Source organism: Chloracidobacterium sp., from assembly GCA_016720705.1.
GTDB lineage: Bacteria > Acidobacteriota > Blastocatellia > Pyrinomonadales > Pyrinomonadaceae > OLB17.
In genome coordinates this window covers 1-22537 of sequence record JADKKB010000003.1, presented here as the reverse complement: position 1 = coordinate 22537, position 22537 = coordinate 1, and the positions used below count along the sequence as shown (strand labels likewise).

The window sequence follows — 22537 nt, the reverse complement described above, 5'->3', positions numbered from 1 at the left end:
ATGAGTGATATTTTGAGTCTATTTAGCATGGATCTAAATTTGTGAAAGTTGACTGACGGGAGCGGCAGTCGTCATGAATCGAACATCCTCAGGAAGGCGGTGCAGGGCATTCTTAATCAAATCGGAGTTCTCAGCGGATTCTACATCGAGCAGAAAATCAGATTCGGTTTCGCTTGGTGACGATCCAACTAACTCCGCAATTCTTTCAATGGATAAAACTTTGTCAACACCGGCCGAAATTATTTCTTTTAACGCAGTCCTTTCGGGATCTGATCGTTTAACTTGCCCAGGTTCAGTTGTAAGCGAGAATTGTGCGTCTATATCCCCCAGATGAACTTCTTTCGGGGCCCCTTTGTTGGAGGCAAGATACATTTCTTTGGACACCGCGAACGGAGGGTAAGCTGCGCGAATTGGCGGTGCAGTGTCGCTTATTATTAGAACTTCTGAATGGGCCGCAGTCTGTCGGATCTCGTTCGGCAGCATAAGAGCGCGTTTTTGCTCGGCATATCTTGTATTGTCCTGCTTCTTGCCCGGATAGTCCTGAAAGGTCTTTGAAAAGATCGTTGTATCACCTAGCTGTTTTGAGGCGTAATCAGCGGTCACGTCGTCCAGGCCGGGGAGAAATATTTTGGTCATTATGGTTCCGAGAATTGCGTTCGCCTGCTCTCGTCCGTATTGGTCATACATCTGAGGAAGGTCCTGATACCCTAGACCTAATCCGACGCCGCGACCGCGACCGATGCCTGAAATTCGCTTCACTTCGGAAACGTTCAATTGGTAGGCCTCATCAATGAGAACGAAGCAAGGAAACTCCGGTTCATTAACACCATCGAGTCTCATCTCCATAACGGCCTGTCCGATGAAGGTTGCTATCAGTTCCTTATATACGTCTGCTGCTCCTTCCGAAACAACCAGGTAAACCGCAGTTCCGGGTTGGCGAAGATCTGAAAAGTTTATGAGCCGACAACCCAGTGCCGTTTGATCCTTGGCTGGCGGGGAAGTAACCATCCGGGCAGGAGCCAGAGTAAACGGGCGCAGCTTGTTGTAAAGGCCGATCAGAATCGAGCCACGGGTCTGCACCGGTGCCTGACGAAATGCCAGGTAAGCCTGCTTGGCGTACAGACTGGGCGAATTCATCATCGCATCGTTGAAAGCCTCATCGCTTTCACCACTAAGAAATAGAAGAAAGTCTGCTGCAAACGCGGGAATCGCTTTCTCGCGATAAACCTCTGATATGTGCAACAGGATCGCGGTCAATGCTATTTGTTCGGCATCGCCCCAGAACGGGTCGGCGTTCGTGCGGCGGCGCCCTTCGATCCCGATCATCATTCCGGCGATCTGACAGGCAAAAGCCGGATCGTTTCTACATTTGGGAATGAAGTTCCATCGATCGCTCTTTGTTGGTTCGTTAAGGTCCAAACGATAGATCGTTTTGGCTGATTTGGCAGTCTGGGCAAAAGCTCACCTTTTGCGTCGTAAACCAGACACGATGACTTCTTTAGGATCGCCCGGATCATCGACATGAAGAACGTCTTTGATTTTCCCGATCCGGTTGGGCCGAACATGACAAAGTGGCGGAGCCACTGACTAGCGGGAAGAAAAACATCGCGGCCACGAAAGGCTTTTGCAAGGGGAAGCGCATTTGCGGGTAAGGGCAGTCCTTTGATCCGGTTCATCAGACCACAGCGGATCAAGTCTGAGGCCTTCGCCCACCTCGCAGAGCCGTGGGCGGTGCTCATGCGTCGAACGCGGTAGGCCCACATCAGCGAGTACGCATCTACAAATGAGCCAGCGACACATATAAGCGCCATCGCCCAAAAGACCAAAGTGATCAGCCCATAGACGTCCAATAGAATTCCCGCATACAAGCAAAGTAATGACCCGAGTAGCCCCAGTGTGATGAAGAACAGACACATTCCAATATCCGCAGACCATTGCCAAAATGCCTGATATGACGGCAAGTATTGCTCATTTGCTTTCCGTGGTATCCCATAGGAAGCGTCAAATTTCTCAATCCATTCTCGAGAAAACATATCGTGATTACCTACCGTGCATTTAGTAAAAAAGCACTTTGCTCTTTTAGTGAATCGACGGTCGCTGAGTTAAGCGAGATTGTATCTCCCCGCCAATGCCGGATCTTCCATCCTGAGGAACTCAGTTGTTCTGTGGTCGATAGAGCGGTCGGGATTGCTTTGTCGCGGAGAGCCTCAAAGTAAAGAACTGTGTTAGGTTCGCTTTGCGGCAGCGGAAATCGGAAAAGCAGTTGAGAGCCTTGATCAGATCTAGGGATAGCGAGAACTTCAAATGAAAGAGGTTCGCGCCGATATGCGATTTGAAATGTGCTCTGTTCGGAAACAATGGTCCCACTGTTGTAGTGAATCCCGGGCGGTAGTAGGCGAGCCCTCTCAAGATGTCGCGTAATCTCTGCAACACTGCCCGGCAGTTTCCCGGTTTCCGTATTCAACGACAACACCGACAACGAGACCGCCATTCCCAATGCGGAGGCTTCCCTCAGTCTTACAGCGTTGTCATACTCCGGGCCGGAAAAAGGGTTTTTTATTTGCGACTGGGCTGTCGACAAATCCTGGTCCGATTCACTGCCACCAGTTTCGATAAATCTGACTTGGGCCGCTTCGTTCTGAGGCGATAGGATTCTGAAAGTTCCGTATATTCCGACTAAGCAAAGGACCACTAGAACGCCGACATGACGCGAAAGATCGACCGTTTGTCTGATCGATCCGAGCCTTTGTTTGATCCTCGAATAGAGACCCAATTTGCTTTCTGATTTACTCATATTGAAGAGCCGGTGAGTTGTGGCCACCTAACCTTCCAATTGGAATCTCGCGAGGCAAGCCACGAATCGATATCCGGGTGGAAAGCGTTGATCATCGCGAGAAGATAGTCGAGTTGAAGAGTGAGCAGTTCTCGGGATGAACCGGTCTTTACGAAATAACAAAAATACCGAACAAGGCTTTTCGGATTCAGTGATTCGATCGAGTCACGCTCGAACGCGGCAACTATGTCTATCGATTCACGAACACTCGGATGATCCTCCAAACCCGCGATGCCGCGAACGGCATCGATCAGCTTGGTTGTGAGAGCCAATTGAACTGATGTGGCGTTTTTGTTTCTCGTGGATAAGATCTCAAGTTCCTTCTCCAGTGACGGGCTTGAGAAACGGCTATAGACGTGTCTCGAAATAAACGGCGAACTGAGTTTATGTCGAAGATCGTTTGAGGTCGTGATAACTATAGGTCTTGACTGCCAATCGGAAATGCCGACGGTTCCGCCTTCGTACCGGGGAATGTAGATCAATCCGCGTTCGAGCGGCATTAGAAGGGAATCTTCAATGCTCGCTCCAAATTTATCGCTTTCATCAAGGATCAATACCGGCGGCGGCTTTCTTGGCGTGCTGATCGCAGCGACTGCAGCAAGGTCATATGCCATTCCAACTTCACCAAGAATCAGAAATCGGCGCTGCCATTTAGCTCGTCGAGCTTTGTCGAGAAACCCGGCCTGCTCTTCGATTGGCAGCTGTTTTGCGAGAGCAAGGTGTTCCCTCATCCAAACTTCCTGCTCCTCGCCGTCCCAGTCATAAAGGATCTCCTCCTGTTTCAAACCATCCCGTCCGGCCACAACGCACATTGACAGATTGCACGCCGCAGCTAACGCTTCCGGAAAAGCAGTCTTTCCGCTGCCTCTTGTTCCCGATATCAGCCAGGCACGGCCGGATTTTAAGCTTTCGCAAAAATCCTCGAATACTTGTTCATCGGGCACGTATCCGTTACGAGCCATCAATTCGAATAGATCAGTTTCGCGTCCCGTTGATACGAGTTTCCGGGGGTTTATCTGAGGTCGGCTTTGGTCAAAAGGGATCATTCCTTGTCTGCTCCCGTTGCTGTGGCTGTCATTGATGTTGTCGGTTCGGGCAGTTGGGTCACAAGAACGTACCCGCTCGTTCCTGCCAATACTTCCAGAAATGTGTCCTCGCGTTCGGTTCCAAATAGTGACTCGCTGGTGTCCTCAGACAGCCTTTCCGATCCACGACGAAGCGGTTCGGAAAGGACGATAGCTCCACCTGAACGGAATGAGCCAACCGAACCCAATATTGACCCGGCAGTTTCTTTCAAGCCCCGAAAGAATCGCGTCCATTTTCCGGTGATCCTCTTCCTGTTTCCCTTGATGCCGGAAGCACCGTCTGTTCCCATAAGTTCACCGCTGAATTTCACTAGCTCACCAGAAGCCGGATCGATTAGCCCAACAACACTCACGAAAGCTCTGACGGATTCGCCGCCTCGCAGATTGCCAATAAGCATTGTGCCCGCCGGAAATGAGTATCCCTTACCTTCAATCGGCTGCGTCAGCTCCATGCGAACAACACCGCCAGAACTTCTGAGTGTGTAAATAGCTCCGATCAGTCGGACGGGAAGCAGTGTCCCGAAAGGTATCTGGCCACTGCTCTTTGCCTTCTTAGGATCGGTAGCGAGATTTCCCGAAGATGCATTTTGAACAGGGGTCGCGTCATTTCTTGCTTTGGTTATTCCGAAGAAAAGCGATCGACCCACAGGCTCGATAGATGTATTCGGCTGTGTGAGTTGAGGGCCATTCACACGCGGCCGATCGTCTTTGTTCCTAGTTTCCGAAGTTTCGTCCCGGGGCCCATTTGATTCCTGAGAGGAGATGGTAGTTCCGATGTTAGTGGGCGGGGATCCTCCAGATCGTGAGTCTGTCATCGAAACGATATCGCCGGGTTGGCCGGCGTTTGGTTCGGGCTTCTCCTCAACCGTCATTATCTCGGACGGCTGGTTAGCGATAGAGTCTTTGCTAATACTGGGTTCTTTAGAGGCGACCATCGTTAGAGCGGCCTTAAGTTTTTCATCCTCAGTCATCGGAGCAGACGATGTATCTTTCCCGCCGGTGCGGTTCACGGATTGCGGTTTCTGCGTGGCGAAGAATCCCATTCCGAAAAACCACGTAATAGCTACTCCCATTAGAAAAAGAAATACTGTGAAAGCAGCAAAGCTTTTTAGTACTTTTCCGGTTCGCGAGCCTCGGAGCCCAGAATCAGCTTCATGAGCCAATTCATCGGAGTCCACCTCCTCATCCTCCGGTTCGTCAGGCTGATTTTCAAGAAGAAGATTTTCACGATCCTCATCTGCTTCAATGTCAGGCAAGGCGGTTGGAATTTCTGCGGCATTGGTTGATAAGGTTTGCATCGAATTCCTCCTTTATTTTGATCCGTTAAGAGCGGCTGAGATCGGCGCGTCGGCGGCGTTGCTCTGGGCTACGACAACTCTGATCTTTTGATTGGTTCCGAGAGTCGGTGCTTTATAGACCAACGCATGAAAAGTCGTAGAACCCGGCAGGAGGAGTCCTTCAAATGCGGTTGTTTCCAGATACCGAATATCGAGTTTTGAGGTCAGAAGGCTGTTGCCGTCCTTGTCGAGCGTCTGTATCTGAAGTTCCGGAGAACCTTGTACGAGCCTGAGGTTGGATGTTGTAGAGTTTCGAATGCCGATGATAACGAGCCGGTTCTCGGCATCCAGGTCCGTAATTCGCGTCAGTGAGAGTTCTAGTCCGTGGATCTGAGGTGTCCAAATTCCAAGGTGTTTCTTGGGATCGCGAAGGACATCCGCCAGCCTCTTGTTCGAAGTTTTCGATATTTCGGAATCGGTCATTGCTCGCTTTGAGCTGCCTCGTTTGGTGTCGGGCAGATCCGTGAACGCGGCCTGGGTAATTGAGGCGTTGTCGGAATTCGGAGGATCTGGGCTTCGCGGTTCAGCGACTGGGGCGGTCCCGACAAGTTTCGACACTGCCCGTGAGTTGATCGGTGAAGCGCTGGCCGATTCGCCGCCAAGATTGAATGCGAGGCCCGCAATTTTTCGTGCCGACACAACAGCGTCCCTGTCATATGTGATAACGCAGCGGTGTGCGTTTTTTTTAAGCTCACTCACGGGAACGAGTTCAAGGATGAGAACCAAACCCGATCGCATCTGTAGGCTGATCGCGGCCGAGGTCGCTCCGTCTTTCGTTGGAACGAATCCTTCGCCCGGATAGATTGTTATCGATCGGTCAGTTTCCTTGGTAGGAGATTGAAATACGAATGCAAGCTTTGGGTTGCCTTCGTGTATGTAGTAGATCCCGTCTGACGCAGGGAATTCCACAATCGTGACCGCATTTTGAGCAAGCCCGAGACGCACGATGGTCGGCTGCTTTGGATTGACCGTCACATTTGCTTCTCCCGACAGAAAATCGGGCTGAGGGGTATTAACAACCGCCACGGGTTGCGTGCCAACGGGAGCAGCGGAAATGTTTACGGTCTTTTCGGCGGTGTCCGAATTAGACTCGTGCGCGAGGGGCCGGACAACTTTCTTTGGTTTCGGTTTGTTTCCGGACTTTCGAGTCTGAGCCTCAGCATTTCCGGAAATCACTGCGACTGCCACAAGTGCGACTCCCACCAACTTCCGGGTTGATTTTGTGGAGATGTTTCCTCAGCATCTCCGATGAGCGTTATAGGCGAGACAGTCTTCCCATTTACGGGTTCGACCCGAAAGCGAAGGATCGTGAATCCCGTTCTCAGGTTGTTGTCATTGCGTATCGGTGCTGACGGACTGTCTTTTAGAAGGAATTTGCATTTGAGCTGAACGGCCTCTTCCACGTCCTGGCCTGAGGCTTTGCGTCGTATCTTTCGCGTGCCGATCGCACGGAGAATGTAGGGATCGCTTTCATCCACCGACAGATCTTGAAGTTCCCAGGAAGAATTCACGCTTTCTGTCTTTTCGGAAGCAAGGACACCATTCTGCTTTAGTCGAGTGGCCATCGCCATCGAGAGGTCGGGGTCGAGCATTCGGAGCAGTTTGTTGACTTGTGCCTCACGCGTCGTTTGTTCGACTTCGTAGAGGGCGGTAAGAAATTCTTTTACAAGATACTTTTTGTCCGTCGATGTTGGGGCATCCGGTTCGATGCTGACAGTTTCCGTTGAGCCGTAGTCGCGGTTGTTTAGCTCTACAACTCGCCCACTGGATTTATCAACGACGATACGATCAGCCTTTCTGAAGATCAGAAACATATTTACGCAGCCGCTAAGCACAAGGGCAAACAACAACACGCCGAGGATCTTCAGGAGAGAGGCGATGGTTACGATGTCGTCCGGATCGCGGGTGAGATATGTAAGGGCATCAGCATCCGTGCTCAATGCATCAGGTGATTCGATTTTGGTTTCATTTGCTTTCATAGGATTTATGTCTCGGTAGAGCTAATGGCAAAACCAGTGCCAAACGCGAAATAGCCAAACTTTTGCGGGTTCGCTCTTACAGCATTCGTGACCGGTAGAAAAATTTGCCGAACGGTGCGAAAGTCGTCCACGATTGACCCGAAAATTCGCCGACTACTTGCTTGGCTCTGAGATTTGGAGTTTGCCCGCAAAGGTTGACCGGGCGAGTGGAGTTGAATTTGACGGAAGTGCCGGGTTAACGATCACGGGGCCGAAATCAAGTTGTGGAAGGCGGTTCAAATTGCTGGAAGACATAACGCTTCGTTTACCGGTTCGCGGATCATAGAACACCGATATAGCTTGACTTTCTTTAACCTCAACTATTTTTGCCAGCCCTTCTTTTCGAGCGTTTTGTTCGGGTCTGAATGTAATTGTAGGCACGCCAAGCCGTCCTTGCCGCTGAAGCCATCGATAAACCTCCACGCCTTGCGTCACATATCCAATAGTCTCTTTGAAGGGCGGGACACCGTTGACCATCCGTCTCTTTGAAGCATTGATAACTCTTCTATTTACCATTAATTCGCGGCCATGAAGGTAGGCCGAAACAGTCCCTTCGCCAGCGTTATAGGCTGCCAAAACAGACTCGAGTTTCCCATCAAACAAGCGTCCCAGATACTTCACGTACTTGGCTGCCGCGAGTAGTGAGGATGTCGGTTCATACGGATTGGCTAATCCAAATCGGGCTGCCGTCGCTGGCATGAACTGCATAAGCCCCTGAGCATTCTTCGGGCTGGTCAGCCAGGGCCGGAAGCGAGTTTCGTTATAGGCGATCGTCCACAGAATTAAAGGATCGACACCTTCACTTCTTGCCGCTTTTTCGAGGGTCGGCTCGAACAATCTTGCTCTTGAGAGCACGTCCATTCGGGCGAGTGAAGTCCGGGAAATTGTTTGTGTTTCCTGAGAGGCAACTGTCAGAGGAAATACAAAGCCAAGCACTGATAAAAATGTGATCCAGTAGATGGTTCGTTTTTTCATGTTGTCGGTTATGGCAACCGATGTGCCAGCGACATCTTTCGCCGAGCGGCACGACCCTTGCAAAGTTCGGCCCAAGGCCCGATCTTCACCGGCGACGCGAGCAACCTCTCCAACATCATCCGCGAATCGCTCAAACTCATGGCGATCATTCTGTTTTGTCTTGGAGCGGTCGGCGTAGCCTGGTCGATCTACAACAAGATGACCGGAAAGGAATGGGGCAATCAGGCGTTCGGTTCGCTTCTTTCGTTTGCCTTCGGAACGATCGTCGCGGTGTTCTGGCAGCTTGCTCAAGGCCGCAGTGTCGGAGTCGATACCAATTTTTAGGAGGCAGCCAGATGAGAAGACGCGCAACGCGGCCTAATGTTTTTCGCGGCCTGAAACGGTTCGGAGTCTATTCGACCGACTGGAAGTTTATCTTGATCCCCACAGGTATCGCTTATCTCGTTCCGTTCGTTTTAGGTCTGTGGGTCGGCTATGTACCGCTCGGCTTTCCGCTGGGACTGCTCGTGTTTCTGATTCTTCTGGGAGTCTTTAACTACCTGCGACTGAGCAAGCCTACCTATTGGCTTTCTCAGAAGTTCGACGCCGAGATAGACAGATGGGCGGCCTTTCGACCGCCTTTGCGAGGGGATCTAAAACCAGCCGATTGGAAAGCACCCCACAGGAAATAAACATGGACACAGCAAACCTATCATTCACACAGATCGCCATTTCATTCTTCGGAGGGCTTCTTTCCGTGGGACTCGGTCTTACAGCAGGCTTGAGAATCTTGCCTGCTCTTAAGTTTCACAGAAGTCGCCCGAAGGACTTGCTCAAACGGAGCCGCGAGAAATCTCAATTACCGACCGAGCAGATAGGGCGGTTATTTCCAACCGAGATAGCCGGACTTGATGGAAATATCATCCGCTACAAGGACGGCAGTTTCGGAAAGGCATATATTTTCGAACCCGCGAATAGCCTTTACATCGACGGAAACGTCACTGAACAACGGATCGAGGAACTGAAAACCATCCTGAAATTCGAGAAACCGAAGAACACGATCATTCAGTTTAGGTTCCTAAATTCACTGGATACGGGTGAGGTACTTCGCGACCATCTGTCATCACGAGATTCAGCGACATCCGATCCGGTAGCCGGGGTTCTCCACGCAACCAATCTTTCGCTCCATGAAGAAGCGATCAGATCAGGCGAAGTTATGCGCCAGACCGCTACTGTCTGGATTCGCGTTCCGGTTAGAGACCCGAACGATAAGGGCGTGTTGTCGTCTCTCCTGCCATCGCTTGTAAAGGATGCAAAGGAATACGGAATCGCAAGACTACTCCGATCTCCCCTTGTAAGGATAAGAAATCGCGAAAGTGAATTGATGGTGGTGAGAGAGGTGCAAAGTGAAGCCGCGTGCAAACTCAAAGCCTCACGGGTCTTTCAGTCATTCGAAGCTAACTTTCCGCGAAATCTACAGCTTCGAGAGATGAACCGGACCGAGATCTTCGAATCGCTTTTTACAAGCCATCGCCGTGAGCACGATTCATTCCCTAATCTTACAAACTCAGATTGCGTCGATCTGAGGCGATATCTTTGCAGCACGAATATCGAGAGCACCCGCGAGCAGTATGTGCGGCACAGCGGTACGCCTGTGAGTCTTGTCAGTCTGAAAACACTCCCAAATGGCTTTGTGACCGCCGATATCATGCGCTATCTGACTGCGACGAGGGCTTTGGCATTTCCGCACGAGATCGTCGTTGATCTGATGACGACTGAAAAGCAAGTGGCCAAGAAAAGACCTTCAAAAACGCATCGACCGGATCGAAGGCAGTCGCAACACCTGGCTCGGTTTCAGAAATCTCAAGAAGGACGCGGTCGTGATCAAGGCCGACCTTGAGAACCTTCTGGAACAGGTCGAAGGCGACAATGAAGAGATCTGTAATCTTCGCTTGAACGTCATAGTGTTTGCCGGTCGGTCGAAAGGAACAAAGGAGGCACGGCGGCAGCTTGAGATCCTTGACGACCGGTGTGACGCGGTTGTTTCAGCGATCCGAAAAAAGATCGGAGCTGATGCTGTAAGGGAAGACGCAGTGAGGCAGCGAGCGATATATCCGCGAATGCTTGCTGGTGAGCTTTCCTGGAGGCCAACAGGACAGGAACTCACGGAGACGGCTGACTCGGTAATATCATTTGTCCCGACCGAAACTAGTTGGCGGGGAAGCCGCCGGCCGCACAGCATCTTTACAACTCCGAATGGCCAGATGTTCGGCCTCGATCTTTACGACCGCGCTCTTATAAAGTCTCCGACAGTCATCGTCACCGCAGCGTCAGGTGAAGGCAAATCATTCCTGGCTTCGATGCTGATCACGGATATCAGGGCGCATCGCGGCAACGTAAAGGTTCGGGTGATGGACTACCGGCATTCGTTCAAGCCCATATGTCGGCTTTTCGGCGGCCGTCATATCGAGTTCAGCGAAGCCGATCCTAAACCGATCAATATCTGGAACTATCCGGGTATCGAAAAAGGAATTCGACCCACCAAACGTCAGCTTTCAATGGTGCTCGCGGACATCCTCATTCTTAGCAAGACGGCAAGGACAGATGCGATCACGAGTGCTATTGCCGCCACTGTTATCGATGAGGTTTATAAGATGTCGCTGGCCCGCAACGGAGACGGCCGGCCGAAATTCCAGCCAACGCTTGGGCATTTTCTGGATGTTCTAAAGACCTATCACTGGGAGCCTGCCCAACAGGGCCAGGCGAGCGAGCTTTACTTGAAACTAAATGTTCACCGAAAAGACCCGTGGCTTAACTCGCCAACCCATCCGGATTATGACGTTCCATCAATGTTCGACGTTTTCGAGCTCTCCGGAATTAGCGGCCTCGACGAAAAGATCCGTGAGAGCGTCGGATTCAGAATAAGCGCCCAGATCATGCAGGAGATAGGCGAAGAAGACGAGCGGAAGCAAAAGACGCCGATCCTATTCCTTTGCGACGAAATGCGCGAGATCAACAAACACTTTCCGGCGATTCAGGAACTCATTGCCGAGGCATCAGTGACCGGCCGTAAAGAAGGTCTTGTTACCGTCCTATTCTCGCAGGCTTACGAGCATTTTACCGGAACGTCAGAGCGGCCGAATGAGATCGGTATAGACCTCGTAAAAACTCCGGCGTAAAGATGATCGGCAAACAGATCGGCGGCTTCGACCGCTTGGCCGCTGACTGCGAACTGGCACCTGAGACAGTTGCAGCGATCCGTGCGATCAGAAACCAATACGGAAGATACACCCAGTGGGTTTTCGTCATCGGCAGCGGAGCGGACAAGATCGTCCAGATGGCCGAGATCCGTCTTTCGCCCGCAATGCTCTGGGCCAACACTAACGACACGAACGAAGCGAATGCGCGAAGACTTGTCGAGAATATTCGGCCCGACCTGCCGCCTGAGATCGTCGTGTCCTGGCTGGCCTCAAAGTACCCGAGCGGATTGACCGCAGTCGGACTCACGGAAATATCTTCTTTTGACCTGAATGAATTGAACGGTTTGGAGGTATCAGCATGATCGGAAGTAACGAAACAATAAGACAGATCGTTCTCGGAGTAGTTCTTTCTTCGATCTTCATCGGGATCGACGTTCGCCCGGCCCGGGCACAGTGGACGGTGTTCGATCCGTCGCAATATGTTCTCCAAGTGGAGAAGAGAGTCGAGGAGGCGGCTAGGTGGCTTGAGACCATCAACCACTATATCGATACCTATGAGCAAGCGGTCAAGCAGTACGAAAAGATGGTTGAAAGCGTAACGAATCTCCGAGGAATTCTCGGGAAGGTTGAAGAGCAGGTCATGCGGCACAAGCAGCTTATTACGACCTACGCAACGATCGGCCGCCTGATTCGCGGGACCTTCGAGCTGAAGAAGCGAATCGAGGCGACTATAACCAGCCAAATTCATTCTGTCGTCAATATTGCAAGACGCCTTAAGAACGGCATCTTCGATATGGACGCAAACAAGCGTGACCTTGATGATTTTCTACGGCATTCGATCGGACGAACCGCCGATGCCCACCTCAAGAATCTCGAACGCCTTGCGAAGCTCGATTCTGAACTCGAACGGATGCTCTTTGACCGTGAAAACATGCTTCTCGATCTAGCAAAGCTTTATGAGGAACGCGAGAAGATCGCCGATGAAACCCGAGCGATAGAAGCTAATCCCGCCGCCAATCGGGATGGCGTTCAGTCTCTAATAGACCAGATGCTCGCGATCAATCTCCGCATATCAACGGTTGAAGGACAGCTGCGCGAGCTTGAAGCGAAGATACAGGCAAAATTTATTGCCTACGGGCTCAAGATCGAACAGATGACAGAATTCGGAAAAGAAATTCGCCGAAGCACTGAGATGATGACTGGGATCACACGAGCCTCGGACGAGTTTCTTCGCGAACTCGAACGCTATGAAGTATGGAATGACGATGTCTATGAAAGCCCGCTTCCATAATCGCCAAAACGATCACATCTAAAAAATAAAACAAACAAAGCCATGAGAAACGCGACTCCATTTCGTCACGCTTTAGCGACAGCTCTATTCGTTCTCGCCTACCTCGTCTCGCCATACCTCCTCGCCAATACAGCGGCCGGGCAAACCCGGCCGCGCCCTCCTCGTGTCGAGGGCCAGACTCCGGTAGGAACGATGAACGGGCAGCCTGTGACGGCGAATGACCTCATAATGACGATCAACTCGGATTCTCCGTTTATGCCGCCGCTCGATGGAAGTCCGGCACCGGCACTTCGCGAATTCGAGAACAGATACCCCGCGAACCCGGTAGCGAGTCCTTCTCCCGGCCCGGTCGTTCCGCCGAAACCTCCTGCACCGAGTTTCAGCGAACAGATCAAGAATCTCATGCGGACTGGACAGGAATGGCTATTTCAATCCGTTCTCAATACCATCATAAAGCCGCTCATGCCGATCCTTATGTTTCTCGCGTGGATCATCGCGAGTTTTGTGTTGATCTTCGCTTTTATTCGCAGGTTCCATGACAACCGAGGCCTTGGACCCGAGCAACTCGTTGCGTGGGCTATCCGTTCGATCATTTTCATGGTATTGATCGGAGCGAGCCCGTTCATCATCGACGGTCTGACGATAACCGGCAAGTTTTTCGCTCGACCTGTCCGGGCTTACAACCGTTCACTAGTCACAGAATTTGACGACAAGATGAAAAAGTATGTGAAAGCAAATTTTGCCGTCGAGGATCCTAACGCACTGCTTGCTGAACGTCTTCCGAACGGTGAGCCCGGACTTGTCGGCATCATCATGGATAAGGAATCGACCGTAAAGGACATTACCGGTGAACTTTATATCCTTGGGTGGAATCTCCCCAAAATGTTCACCTTTATGGTGATCGGCCAAAACATCATCAAGTTCGGCGGACTCTTTTTGGCGATCGCGGGGCTATTTATTTTGATAGGACTGAAACTCGCCGCGCCCGTGCTCGCCGCTTTTGGATTCGACGAGAAGTTTGCGGCTCAGATGTTCTATCCGTTCTGTTGGGGCGTTGCGACATTTGCGCTCGCATTTCCGATAGTAAAGGAAGTAACCCTCTATGTTTGCTATGGCCTCGGCGTTCTTGCACTTTCTATCTACAACGGTGAGAGTACATTTTCTCTTGATCCCGTAACCGCGAAGATCATAACCAACGGTGCTTATGATCCGGCTTCAAGTGCTCTGATCGTCACCGCATTGTTCTTCGTTTCCAGCCTCTGTTTCATTCTCGTTCCGTGGCTCAGTTACAGAGTTCTGCGAGGACAGGTCTATGAAGGTGTTTCTCAGATCTCGATGGGCTGGATGCTTTCGAGCATCGGGAACTGCGCTTGAGACGTACGGACTAGTTGCAGGGGCCGCCATCAATCGACAGGCCGAAAACACCCAAATTCAGGGCATCTACAATGCGGAGCAGACGGCCGCCAGAAAATCCCTGGAAGCCGCTAACCAATCAACGGACGCTCGTTTGGTCTCGTCCGTTGCCGGAGTCGAAGGCGGCCTTACCACTAGTTTGGGACAGATCCGAGCAAATCAGGTAACGCAGACATTGCTTGCCGAGGCGAGCAAGAACTACGGTCTGAGCAGCAGTGCAGCGGCAACTAAGCGCGAGATCGCCGGAACTCTTGCCGAAGCCCAGGGCACTAAGGAGGCTCGAACGATCGACGGAATGAAGGAAGTCGAACTGCGCGGTCAGGGCAACCTTGAGCGATTTGGAATGAAGACGTACGAATTCACGCCCGGTGGCTCCTCGATCGCCGGAACTTCGGTTCCGATTCGCACGGGGCAGGAACTCTTCGACTGGTCGAGAAATAAGCACCCTATTCAAGAAGTGAACAAGCAGATGGACTCTACGACCCGCACTAACGTCACCCTTCAAAACAACAACACCGGCATTGTCGCGGACACGAAGGTGGAGGCAAGCAATGTCTATCAAGGTGAGATCAACCAAGCTCTCGAAACTCAGGCTTCACAAAGCAAGCAGGCTTTCAATACCGGCGGTTCGATCGCTTCGTCAAGCACCAGACAAGGTGCCGGAATCCAGCTCTCAGGAATCCGCCGCTCGGCTGACATGGAGAAGGCATCAAATCAACTAAACTTTGACGGCCGCAGTGAGGCGGCGTCGATAAATCCAAACAGCGGCGATGGAGGCTGCCCGACTGAGAATGGTTTCAACCGTCGTTACGGGGTTCTTCAGGGATATGGATCGGCGCTTGGAAGAGATGAAGCCAAAGTACTGAATTCTCGCGACCTGTTAACCTAGGGCTTGACGGCCTGCGTACACTATTTCCAGGTTATTACAGTTGTGGGCATGCTGACTTTTGTCTCTGATCGGTTTTACTTAAAGCGACTTTAGTGCGAGTTACGGCCCGGTATGGTGTTTGAGGTTAATTGAGATTCCCCACCCTTGTCTTAGTAGGAAAAACATAGTATTTTCCTACAGGAGTGTTGGGTTGAATATGGGCCAAACAGTTGGACATTAGGTACTTGCCGAGGGTCTATGGCCATGGAGGGGTTGGGTCTTTCCTCAAAGATTTTCTGCATCTAGGCAGCCGCAAAGGCAGTCGATGTTGCCTTGATCCGCCTAACCAACGCGCGGGGACTATTCGACGCGTAATTCGAGGACTTTATGACTACCCGCGATTTAGTGACTTTCTGAAATCAGCAACTCGGCCCCGATATCCACCAGTCTCATTAGCTCTTGCAAGAAAGTTCGGATGGTCAATCCAGGCCGGATCGGCGGCGGCATTGAGCCTGATTGGCCTTTCAACTCAAGTCCCCAGTCAATATGTTTACTATTCAAACGGTCCGATCGAGGTACACGATTGGCAGACCGCTTACGATTCGAGAAGACCGCTCTGAAAGAGACTGGTTTTCGAATGGAAGAAACGGGGATCGTTGTGCAGGCCATCAAGGCCCTTGGTCAGAAAGGGATCACGAGCGATGTGCGGGGAACGATTCACGTATGGCTGGGCCCAAACAAATTATCAAAGGTTCTAAAGGATGCCGAACGCATCACGGTTGGGTTTATGCCGAGATAAAGGAGATCTGCACGGGAAGGCATATCCACGGGGGACGATACGGATGGATAAAGTTGCCCTCTTACCCTCAAATGAGCAATGAATTATTCGAAGAGTCCGCTCTCCGGCGGAGTTCTGCCGGCCATCACGGAAAAGGGACCTGGGTATGTTGGGTATTGAAAAAGCTCTTTGAATCAAGAGCTTTCGCGGTATCTCGTCTTCGAGGGAACATCTCTCCAAAGGTCTATGGTGTTATTGATCGATTTTCCGAAGATATCGATTTGATCATTGACTCGGGATTGCTTGGATATGGCAAAGATGGCGAGGACCCCCTGGCAATGAAAAACCATCTGCCTCAAAACTGGACAAATTCAGTAAGGAGTTCAACGAGCGGGCGAAAGAATACATCAGAGATTCCTTGTTGAAGGTCTCGGGACTACTCGCAGTGTGTCCGTCGGTCTGCCGGGAAATCAGGGAAACTGACGGGCAGATTATCGATAATACCTATCCTTCTGGATCAGAAGCAGGAGTCTTCGACCGGCGATCATGCTTGAGATCTGGGCCATTAGCATCTTGGGTCCCGTCAATAAGGCAGGTGAGATCACACCATTTGCCGCAGAGGAATTTCCTGAAGTTTTCAGGATCCCAAATGTGTCGTAACCACCAATACGGCTGAGAGGACTTTCTGGGAGAAAGCAACAATTCACCACACTAGCAAGCACATAGAAAAACCGACATCGCCTAAAGGGTATTCCGACATTAATACGATCTGTTTCGCCCTCCTCGGCCAGTCCTTTCAGAAAGATAAAGCTCTCGCCGATCTGGATTTACTAGCCGATGTCGTGAGATTCAAGGAGCGATTCTATCGTTCGTCATGGGCGATACGACTTTTGGCGGCAAAGCCGGTTCGTTCCGGCTTTTTGCCAACGGACCAAGGCCACAGACACATAAAGATTTTCTTGCAATGCAGCCGATGATATTTCGATCGCCTCCAACCTGGACCGAAATAATCAGTGGACTAGCCAAACTTGAAGCGGGAAATAAATGATGGAACGGTCTGCATTTACCTAGGTTATTGAGTTTAGTCTTACGGAACCACCTGCTCCTTGGTCATGGGCAAGATGATCTCCAGATGTTTGGCGAGTACGTGATTCAAGCCCAAGTTCTTTGCTGCTTTTTACGAGCTTTGTCTCCAGAGTTTTCTTGTGGCGAGAGCCTCTCTGCGGCGGCCTTGACCGCCGTTCGTTCACCGATCTTTGTTATGAACTTAGAGCCTCTAGCACCGCTCTTTCGACTGTGACGATCCGATAGCCTTTTTTCATCCACGATCTGTTTGTCGAGCCTCGTTTTGTTCGACTGGGGCCGTTATAACCGGTTTCTCGGGTTTCATTTCTCCGGAGGAACCATTACCCATATTTCTCCCGGCACTTGTTCCGGCAAGATTGTAGTGGTATAGGAGCTGAAAGGCCCCCAATTGCCGAACCCGGCCCAAACTTTGAATACAAGCGATTTCGAATCCCATCTTTATCCAGCGAGGCATTCCTTTTTCCTACGGGAGTGTTGGTGGGAATATTGGCCAAACAGTTGAACAGCAAGTACTTGCTAAGGTATATGGGCACGGTAGGGGATGGGGCTTTTCCCCAAAAGATTTTCTGCATTTACTCAGCCGTAAAGCAGTAGATGAGTATCTCGATACGCCATGATGTTGGGATCCCATCAAGGTCAATTCTCCTATCCTAGGCGTAAAAGAAGACGCAGCTACAAAATAACAAAGAAGCGGCAGGAAAAGCTGGAAAAGTGATGATGACTGGATACCAGCGAGTATCGAGAAGGTCTCCGTGCCGAATTTGCGGAAAACCGGACTGGTGCAGCAATTTAATTGGAAGATCACAACATCGCATTCTGTGCCCGTTCCGCGAAAAACGCCCACAGACTTAGCAGCAAAGGTTGGGGATCTTCATTACCATAGGTCGAAGCTCCATCCTGAGCCGGGTATACCCCCGCCACAAAAGACAACTATCACGCTCAAAATCGGCTTCCTAGCCTGTCGAAATCAGGGATAAGGTCTACCGGAGACTCCATGTGCCATCGCCATTACCTGAAAAAAAGTATACGAATTTATGGTAACGTGAATGGCTGTATAGAGTTAGGGGGGGGGGTCAGACGCTGCGGAATACTTCCCAAATTGGCTACCGAAAGGGATCGGTTGGGGTTCGATCGCTTATCGAGTTACTCGCAAAAGAAGGAGCTATTCCAGATTTCAAAGGTGTTCCAGGATTTTACGAGGAACTGAATGGAAGATCAACACTGGGCAGTGACTTCGACTCATAACGACGATCTTCTCTGATTCCGGATTCTTAGATCTGAATGGATTGATCCAGGCTTGCCAGATGAAAGCATTGAGACTAAGAATACGCCCGAAAGTATCACGGCCGTCGTCGATCGGAAAGCGTCAAGGATGTGGTTCTGGCACGCCGCTTCATCACGAAGGCCCCCGTAGGTTTCGAGGACGACCAAGATGGTACTGGTTACCGAAGGTGTCCTCAGTGCCGCGGCGGCCCAGCACTTCCTGCCGGATCGATATGTCGTCGCGGAGTGGCGGAGTTGCAACCTCGCATCGGGAAATCAAGCGTATGGCACGGCAAAAGATCCTGGAAATTTACTCGATGCAGATTGCTTCACTAATCCACATGTAAAGCGAGAGCAATGGCTCACTGATCGCATTACGCAAGCGGGAGCAGTGTCTTATCCTGCGACAAACCTACAAAAATTTTCGCGTGGGATAGACGTTTCAAAGGTATCGACGATGCGCCGACCGTGGGAACCTCCTCTTTAAATATCTGGAAGTCTCGGGATTGGCTTGGGTCATGACTCCTGAATGTTTCGACGAGGCTAGCCATCTTCTGCTGGAAATCTTGCCATAGGAAATTAGCGGCTGACAGTTTGCGTCATGAGCGAGCTAACCAAGCACTTCTGGAACCTCATTCAGAGATCTTATCGAAACAAGTTGCAGGGATTGTTGACAGCGACCGAAAGATCTCCAACAAGGAACTTATTGATATCTGCAAAGGATGTGGTGGGCTTGATTACAAAGTCGATGCCTGCGTTCTATCACGAGATAGCTGGAAACCGTGCTGAACCCACTCATTCAGACAAAGTACGGAGGTCGACTTACTGCATCAGAGGATCCGATCGAAGGAGTTTCTGACTGTCTTAAGACCTTTACAAAAAGGCTTCCGACGCAGACTCATGGGGCGAAACACAGATCACCTATCAAATAGTTCTCCACTCCAGTTACTATTGCGTATCTAACCGCTTATCTTTGAACCTTAACAAGTGAGACAGTGCGTCGAACCTTCCTGTGGTACCGGTTGTCTCGCTGTATGGGCGTTTGCAGCTGAGCCAAAGTGATAGCTAATGATCGGACTCCAAGGAGGAGAGGCTCGGCTTATAGTTGGGGTTCAAGCCATATTCTTCGATGCAGAGTTCATCGACGATCTTCTTCCGTATTTCTACTCCTGACATCAAGTTCTTCGCTAATCCGCCATTCTCTTCGACTGGCGGCTGCAAGAAAATAACAGCCTCGACTTCGGTTTTCGTCATATCGAATCAGCCTTACGAAGGCTAAAGAAGGTGGGCGATTCGCGGTGATACTTGGTGAGAGCGGCTCTCCGAGATCCCTCTACAGTGGAAATAGGTTTTGGGAATATCTTTCCCCTGAAGTACAAGTAAAGCGTCTCGTAGAACTGCTTGGGGCGGGAGTTCTACAGCAACGGCACGAGCGTCAAGACGACGCTCATTCTAGGTACAAAGTCGAGCAAGATCGATACGCCGCCCAGTTCGCAAATCGGAGCGGCTCCGCATAGCGGTTGCTCTAGCCGACCGAGGATGCCTTCGAACAATCCATTTCATTGAATCTCCGTTTTTGACCAATGTGAAAAAGTAATGTATCTCATTCAAGAACGGGGTTCGGAAGGACTTTCTGTTGGTACTTACTTCGAGCAATACGACCCCAACCGTAGAGCATCATTCAACCCGATCTAGACATAAACATTTATTCCTCTGCGATTTATTATCGGGGACTGCCACATCCGGGAGTGATTGCTGAAACCTCCAGGTCTTCGCTATCGTTGGAACTGCCACCGGGCTTCGTTACCGGCCACGGCTTCCAAAGGAGACCTGTCGGAGACCGGAAAGCTGGCAATGCAATTGAGAGGATCATTTATGCGGGACAGGCGGCGAGCAGCGTCTTGCGGACGGTTTCGCGTGCGGGTATAAGCATCGGCGACGGAACTGGAACCGGCAAGACGGCGACGCTTGCGGGAGTCATTCTGGACAACTGGTTCCAGAGACGGCGGTGGTCCGTCGGGCTTTTGTAAAACCGACCCGATCGAAGCTGTCTCCGATGAGTTTCCTGGGAATTTAGCTGGTTGCGCCGGACTCGCTTGATCAGCACCTTTCCAACCGACCGTGAGATAGATATTCAGGACGGAATTGTTTTCGTACATATCGATCGCTAATCGCCAGACTGAAAAAGGGCCAAATAAACGGCTCGATCAGATAACCCGTTGGCTTGGCCTAAGCGGCGTCGTGGATTCTGGATGAAGGGCATAAGGCTAGCACGCTTTTGCTGACGACCGCGGTAAATCGACGGATCGAGAAGCAGTTGTCCTTGAGATCCAGAATCCTGAGGTTTCCCGGATGAGAGTGGTCTACCTCTTCCGCGACGTCGGCAGGGGAAGTGCGACATCTGCCTATATGTCGCGCCTTGGGCTTTGGGGAGCAGGACCACCTTTCCGACAGCTTCGAGCAGTTTGCATAAGAGATCGAATCCGGAGGCGTCGGGCTTTAGAGAGATGGTCCTGCCGGGATCTTATGCGATGGGATCGGATACCCATGCGGGCAATCTGAGTATGGGAATCGATCCAGAATCCGGCCTGTCGGTCGAGTTCCGCGAGGTGATTCATAAACTCACCCCAGCGGACAACGAAGGATGCACGACAACATGGCCCAGGGCTGGCAGGAAGTCTTTCAGTTATCCATCGAGTCCCTGGATCTAACTAAATCCGGGAAAAAGCTACCCGAAGTAGCAAACAATCAGTTCTGGGCGGAGCATCAACGCTGCTTTCGCAATCTGATCACGGTATTTAAGGTTCCGACGCTGATCCATGAGATCGTGAGGATGCCCCTCGGCAGAAAAGAGTCTATCGTGGTGTCGATAACGGGCACGGGTGAGAGCCAGACCAAGAAGCAAATAGAGCGTGCGGCGGATCAGGAAGCAGTTTTACCGACAGCCTCGATTTCAGTCCGAGAGAAACTCTTACTTGACTCTGTCTCAAATTGTTTCCGACCGCGTGTTTCCCCGCGGAAAGAACCAATCCAGCAGAAGGGAACCATAGAATACATCCCTCTCTAGACGCCAATGGTGACCAGGTTGAGAGCCGTGCAGTCCCCAGCCAAGGGGAGCCGAGCTATTGGATAAGCTATCAATACTTGAGGTTCCCGAACATCCGCTTGACTCAAATCGTAAACTACGTCAGAGAATATTGCGGAGATGACCGGCAGAAAGGAGAAACGCCTGATCCGGACGGCGAATGGTACACGGAGTATCGTCCGCGACAAGTCAATGGTGTCCCTTCGAAACTTATCAACTCCTCACGAAAAGAACGCCTTTCAGAACGGTGCATAAGAGGATTGCCGTGATGCTGCCCGAGGTGGCATCGACCGGCGACAGTCTTCATGCAGGCAAATCTGTCGGAAACCAGCAGAGACGGCTTCATATCGCAGCCGAATTGAAATGGTCCGCTGATAAGCAGATCCAGGACTTCAAGTATTACATCGGACGGGCCTGTAAGGGTACCACCAGTCTATCTCAGTCTTCACTGAACTCGGAGGGGCGAGAAAAAGGTTCTCCTCAATCCATGCTTTGAAGGTTTGGCAATATGTGGGAGCCCTTACAAAGGGTGACCGCCGCCGAAAAAGCGGGTAACCTGATAAACATAATCTTGAATCGCGAGAAGGGCGCTTTGGCGTTAAGTGCTGTGCTCACCGGCATCATGAGAGGCCGGGAGATCGAGGGGCCTGATTATCCGAAACAGGCGCTGAGAGATATGGGGCTTGTTAAAACGGTCGATGGCGACGAGCATTTCCCCCTGACAGCGAGAAGACGAATATCCCTCGATTCTTCAACAGGCTGCTTTCGCTTGAGGTGGGACCGGCAGAACGGGTTTCGACTACTTCTATTCAACATTCCTCGAAACGATCGAATATCTAAAGCAGAAAGGAAAACTCGGGGATGGAATGGAAGACCTGAAAGCGATGTCAGTCGTCATCTCGGGATCGCCCCAGGTTCTTAACCCAGATCCTCTGACCGGAGCAAAGACTGTTTATTACAAATTAGAACTTAAAGTCGCAACGACTCCGGGCTAAGATACCGACATGCGCCAGTGATACACCCAGTTCTATCAGGACCGGCGAGACGGATCAGTTCATATCGGTGAGAAGAACTTTATCCCATACTGATCCTGGAATCAGGAGAACGGTCTCGCATGTTCTCTATCACGAAGCTTCCGGCCGCAAGTAATGTAGCGTATTTACGCGAGAGCGAGTTGAATCAACGGTATCGCGTAGTCCCGAAGACCAGAGCAGAAGACTGGTGGATCAAAGAGGAGAATAAGATTCCTGCCTTTGAAGACAGAACCGTCCATATTCTCAGCGGTGCATTGCTTCCCATATGGAAATATCTTAAGACACTCAGCCA

General features: G+C 51.1%; 22 protein-coding genes. 12 read left to right on the top strand and 10 right to left on the bottom strand.

Annotated elements, in window-relative coordinates:
* Positions 1-33: 33 nt before the first annotated feature.
* The 8 genes from IPQ00_03140 to IPQ00_03105 all read right to left on the bottom strand — a co-directional run bounded on the left by IPQ00_03140 (position 34) and on the right by IPQ00_03105 (position 8134).
* Positions 34-1419, bottom strand: coding sequence for a type IV secretory system conjugative DNA transfer family protein (locus IPQ00_03140; GenBank protein MBL0239560.1), 1386 nt, complete (start codon positions 1417-1419; stop codon positions 34-36).
* The gene (locus tag IPQ00_03135) at positions 1326-2033 is read right to left on the bottom strand and encodes a type IV secretion system DNA-binding domain-containing protein (protein ID MBL0239559.1); all 708 of its coding nucleotides are present in this window, start codon (positions 2031-2033) and stop codon (positions 1326-1328) included. The genes IPQ00_03140 and IPQ00_03135 overlap by 94 nt, the downstream gene beginning before the upstream one ends.
* An 11-nt stretch (positions 2034-2044) precedes the next feature.
* Positions 2045-2794 carry a hypothetical protein gene (locus IPQ00_03130; GenBank protein MBL0239558.1) on the bottom strand — a complete coding sequence of 250 codons (750 nt, stop codon included), beginning with the start codon at positions 2792-2794 and terminating at the stop codon, positions 2045-2047.
* Entirely contained in the window at positions 2791-3795 is a 1005-nt protein-coding gene (locus tag IPQ00_03125; GenBank protein ID MBL0239557.1) for an AAA family ATPase, read from the bottom strand. Before IPQ00_03125 ends, IPQ00_03130 begins: the two co-directional genes overlap by 4 nt.
* 80 nt (positions 3796-3875) lie before the next feature.
* Positions 3876-5216 (bottom strand): hypothetical protein, encoded by a 1341-nt coding sequence (locus tag IPQ00_03120; protein MBL0239556.1) that lies wholly within the window; start codon positions 5214-5216, stop codon positions 3876-3878.
* Between the two features lie 12 nt (positions 5217-5228).
* A complete protein-coding gene (locus IPQ00_03115) occupies positions 5229-6443 on the bottom strand; it encodes a hypothetical protein (GenBank protein MBL0239555.1) in 1215 nt (404 codons plus the stop codon).
* Positions 6428-7234: a hypothetical protein gene (locus tag IPQ00_03110; GenBank protein ID MBL0239554.1), complete on the bottom strand. Its 807-nt coding sequence runs from the start codon at positions 7232-7234 to the stop codon at positions 6428-6430. Before IPQ00_03110 ends, IPQ00_03115 begins: the two co-directional genes overlap by 16 nt.
* Before the next feature lie 153 nt (positions 7235-7387).
* Positions 7388-8134 (bottom strand): lytic transglycosylase domain-containing protein, encoded by a 747-nt coding sequence (locus tag IPQ00_03105; protein ID MBL0239553.1) that lies wholly within the window; start codon positions 8132-8134, stop codon positions 7388-7390.
* Positions 8135-8305: 171 nt separating this feature from the next.
* On the opposite strand from IPQ00_03105, the gene IPQ00_03100 reads away from it, so the two are divergent.
* The 9 genes from IPQ00_03100 to IPQ00_03060 all read left to right on the top strand — a co-directional run bounded on the left by IPQ00_03100 (position 8306) and on the right by IPQ00_03060 (position 15798).
* A complete protein-coding gene (locus IPQ00_03100) occupies positions 8306-8572 on the top strand; it encodes a hypothetical protein (GenBank protein ID MBL0239552.1) in 267 nt (88 codons plus the stop codon).
* Between the two features lie 11 nt (positions 8573-8583).
* Entirely contained in the window at positions 8584-8919 is a 336-nt protein-coding gene (locus IPQ00_03095; GenBank protein ID MBL0239551.1) for a hypothetical protein, read from the top strand.
* A gap of 2 nt (positions 8920-8921) precedes the next feature.
* Positions 8922-10127: a hypothetical protein gene (locus IPQ00_03090; protein MBL0239550.1), complete on the top strand. Its 1206-nt coding sequence runs from the start codon at positions 8922-8924 to the stop codon at positions 10125-10127.
* On the top strand, positions 10108-11406 hold the full coding sequence (locus IPQ00_03085) for a hypothetical protein (protein MBL0239549.1): 1299 nt from the start codon (positions 10108-10110) through the stop codon (positions 11404-11406). The genes IPQ00_03090 and IPQ00_03085 overlap by 20 nt, the downstream gene beginning before the upstream one ends.
* Before the next feature lie 2 nt (positions 11407-11408).
* Positions 11409-11789, top strand: a complete 381-nt coding sequence (locus IPQ00_03080; protein MBL0239548.1) for a hypothetical protein — start codon at positions 11409-11411, stop codon at positions 11787-11789.
* On the top strand, positions 11786-12718 hold the full coding sequence (locus IPQ00_03075; protein MBL0239547.1) for a hypothetical protein: 933 nt from the start codon (positions 11786-11788) through the stop codon (positions 12716-12718). The genes IPQ00_03080 and IPQ00_03075 overlap by 4 nt, the downstream gene beginning before the upstream one ends.
* Before the next feature lie 42 nt (positions 12719-12760).
* Entirely contained in the window at positions 12761-14092 is a 1332-nt protein-coding gene (locus tag IPQ00_03070) for a hypothetical protein (protein ID MBL0239546.1), read from the top strand.
* A complete protein-coding gene (locus tag IPQ00_03065; GenBank protein MBL0239545.1) occupies positions 14031-15020 on the top strand; it encodes a hypothetical protein in 990 nt (329 codons plus the stop codon). The genes IPQ00_03070 and IPQ00_03065 overlap by 62 nt, the downstream gene beginning before the upstream one ends.
* 562 nt (positions 15021-15582) lie before the next feature.
* A complete protein-coding gene (locus IPQ00_03060; GenBank protein ID MBL0239544.1) occupies positions 15583-15798 on the top strand; it encodes a hypothetical protein in 216 nt (71 codons plus the stop codon).
* A 3393-nt stretch (positions 15799-19191) separates the two neighbouring features.
* Here IPQ00_03060 and IPQ00_03055 read toward each other — a convergent pair.
* Positions 19192-19380, bottom strand: a complete 189-nt coding sequence (locus IPQ00_03055; GenBank protein MBL0239543.1) for a hypothetical protein — start codon at positions 19378-19380, stop codon at positions 19192-19194.
* Positions 19381-19541: 161 nt separating this feature from the next.
* Entirely contained in the window at positions 19542-19679 is a 138-nt protein-coding gene (locus IPQ00_03050; protein ID MBL0239542.1) for a hypothetical protein, read from the bottom strand.
* Positions 19680-19874: 195 nt separating this feature from the next.
* On the opposite strand from IPQ00_03050, the gene IPQ00_03045 reads away from it, so the two are divergent.
* The 3 genes from IPQ00_03045 (at position 19875) to IPQ00_03035 (ending at position 21707) form a co-directional block, all read left to right on the top strand.
* Complete coding sequence (locus tag IPQ00_03045; protein MBL0239541.1) at positions 19875-20156, top strand: strawberry notch family protein; 282 nt, start codon at positions 19875-19877, stop codon at positions 20154-20156.
* A gap of 614 nt (positions 20157-20770) precedes the next feature.
* Positions 20771-21193: a hypothetical protein gene (locus tag IPQ00_03040; GenBank protein ID MBL0239540.1), complete on the top strand. Its 423-nt coding sequence runs from the start codon at positions 20771-20773 to the stop codon at positions 21191-21193.
* A gap of 265 nt (positions 21194-21458) precedes the next feature.
* Complete coding sequence (locus IPQ00_03035; protein MBL0239539.1) at positions 21459-21707, top strand: strawberry notch C-terminal domain-containing protein; 249 nt, start codon at positions 21459-21461, stop codon at positions 21705-21707.
* The last annotated feature ends 830 nt before the right edge of the window (positions 21708-22537 follow it).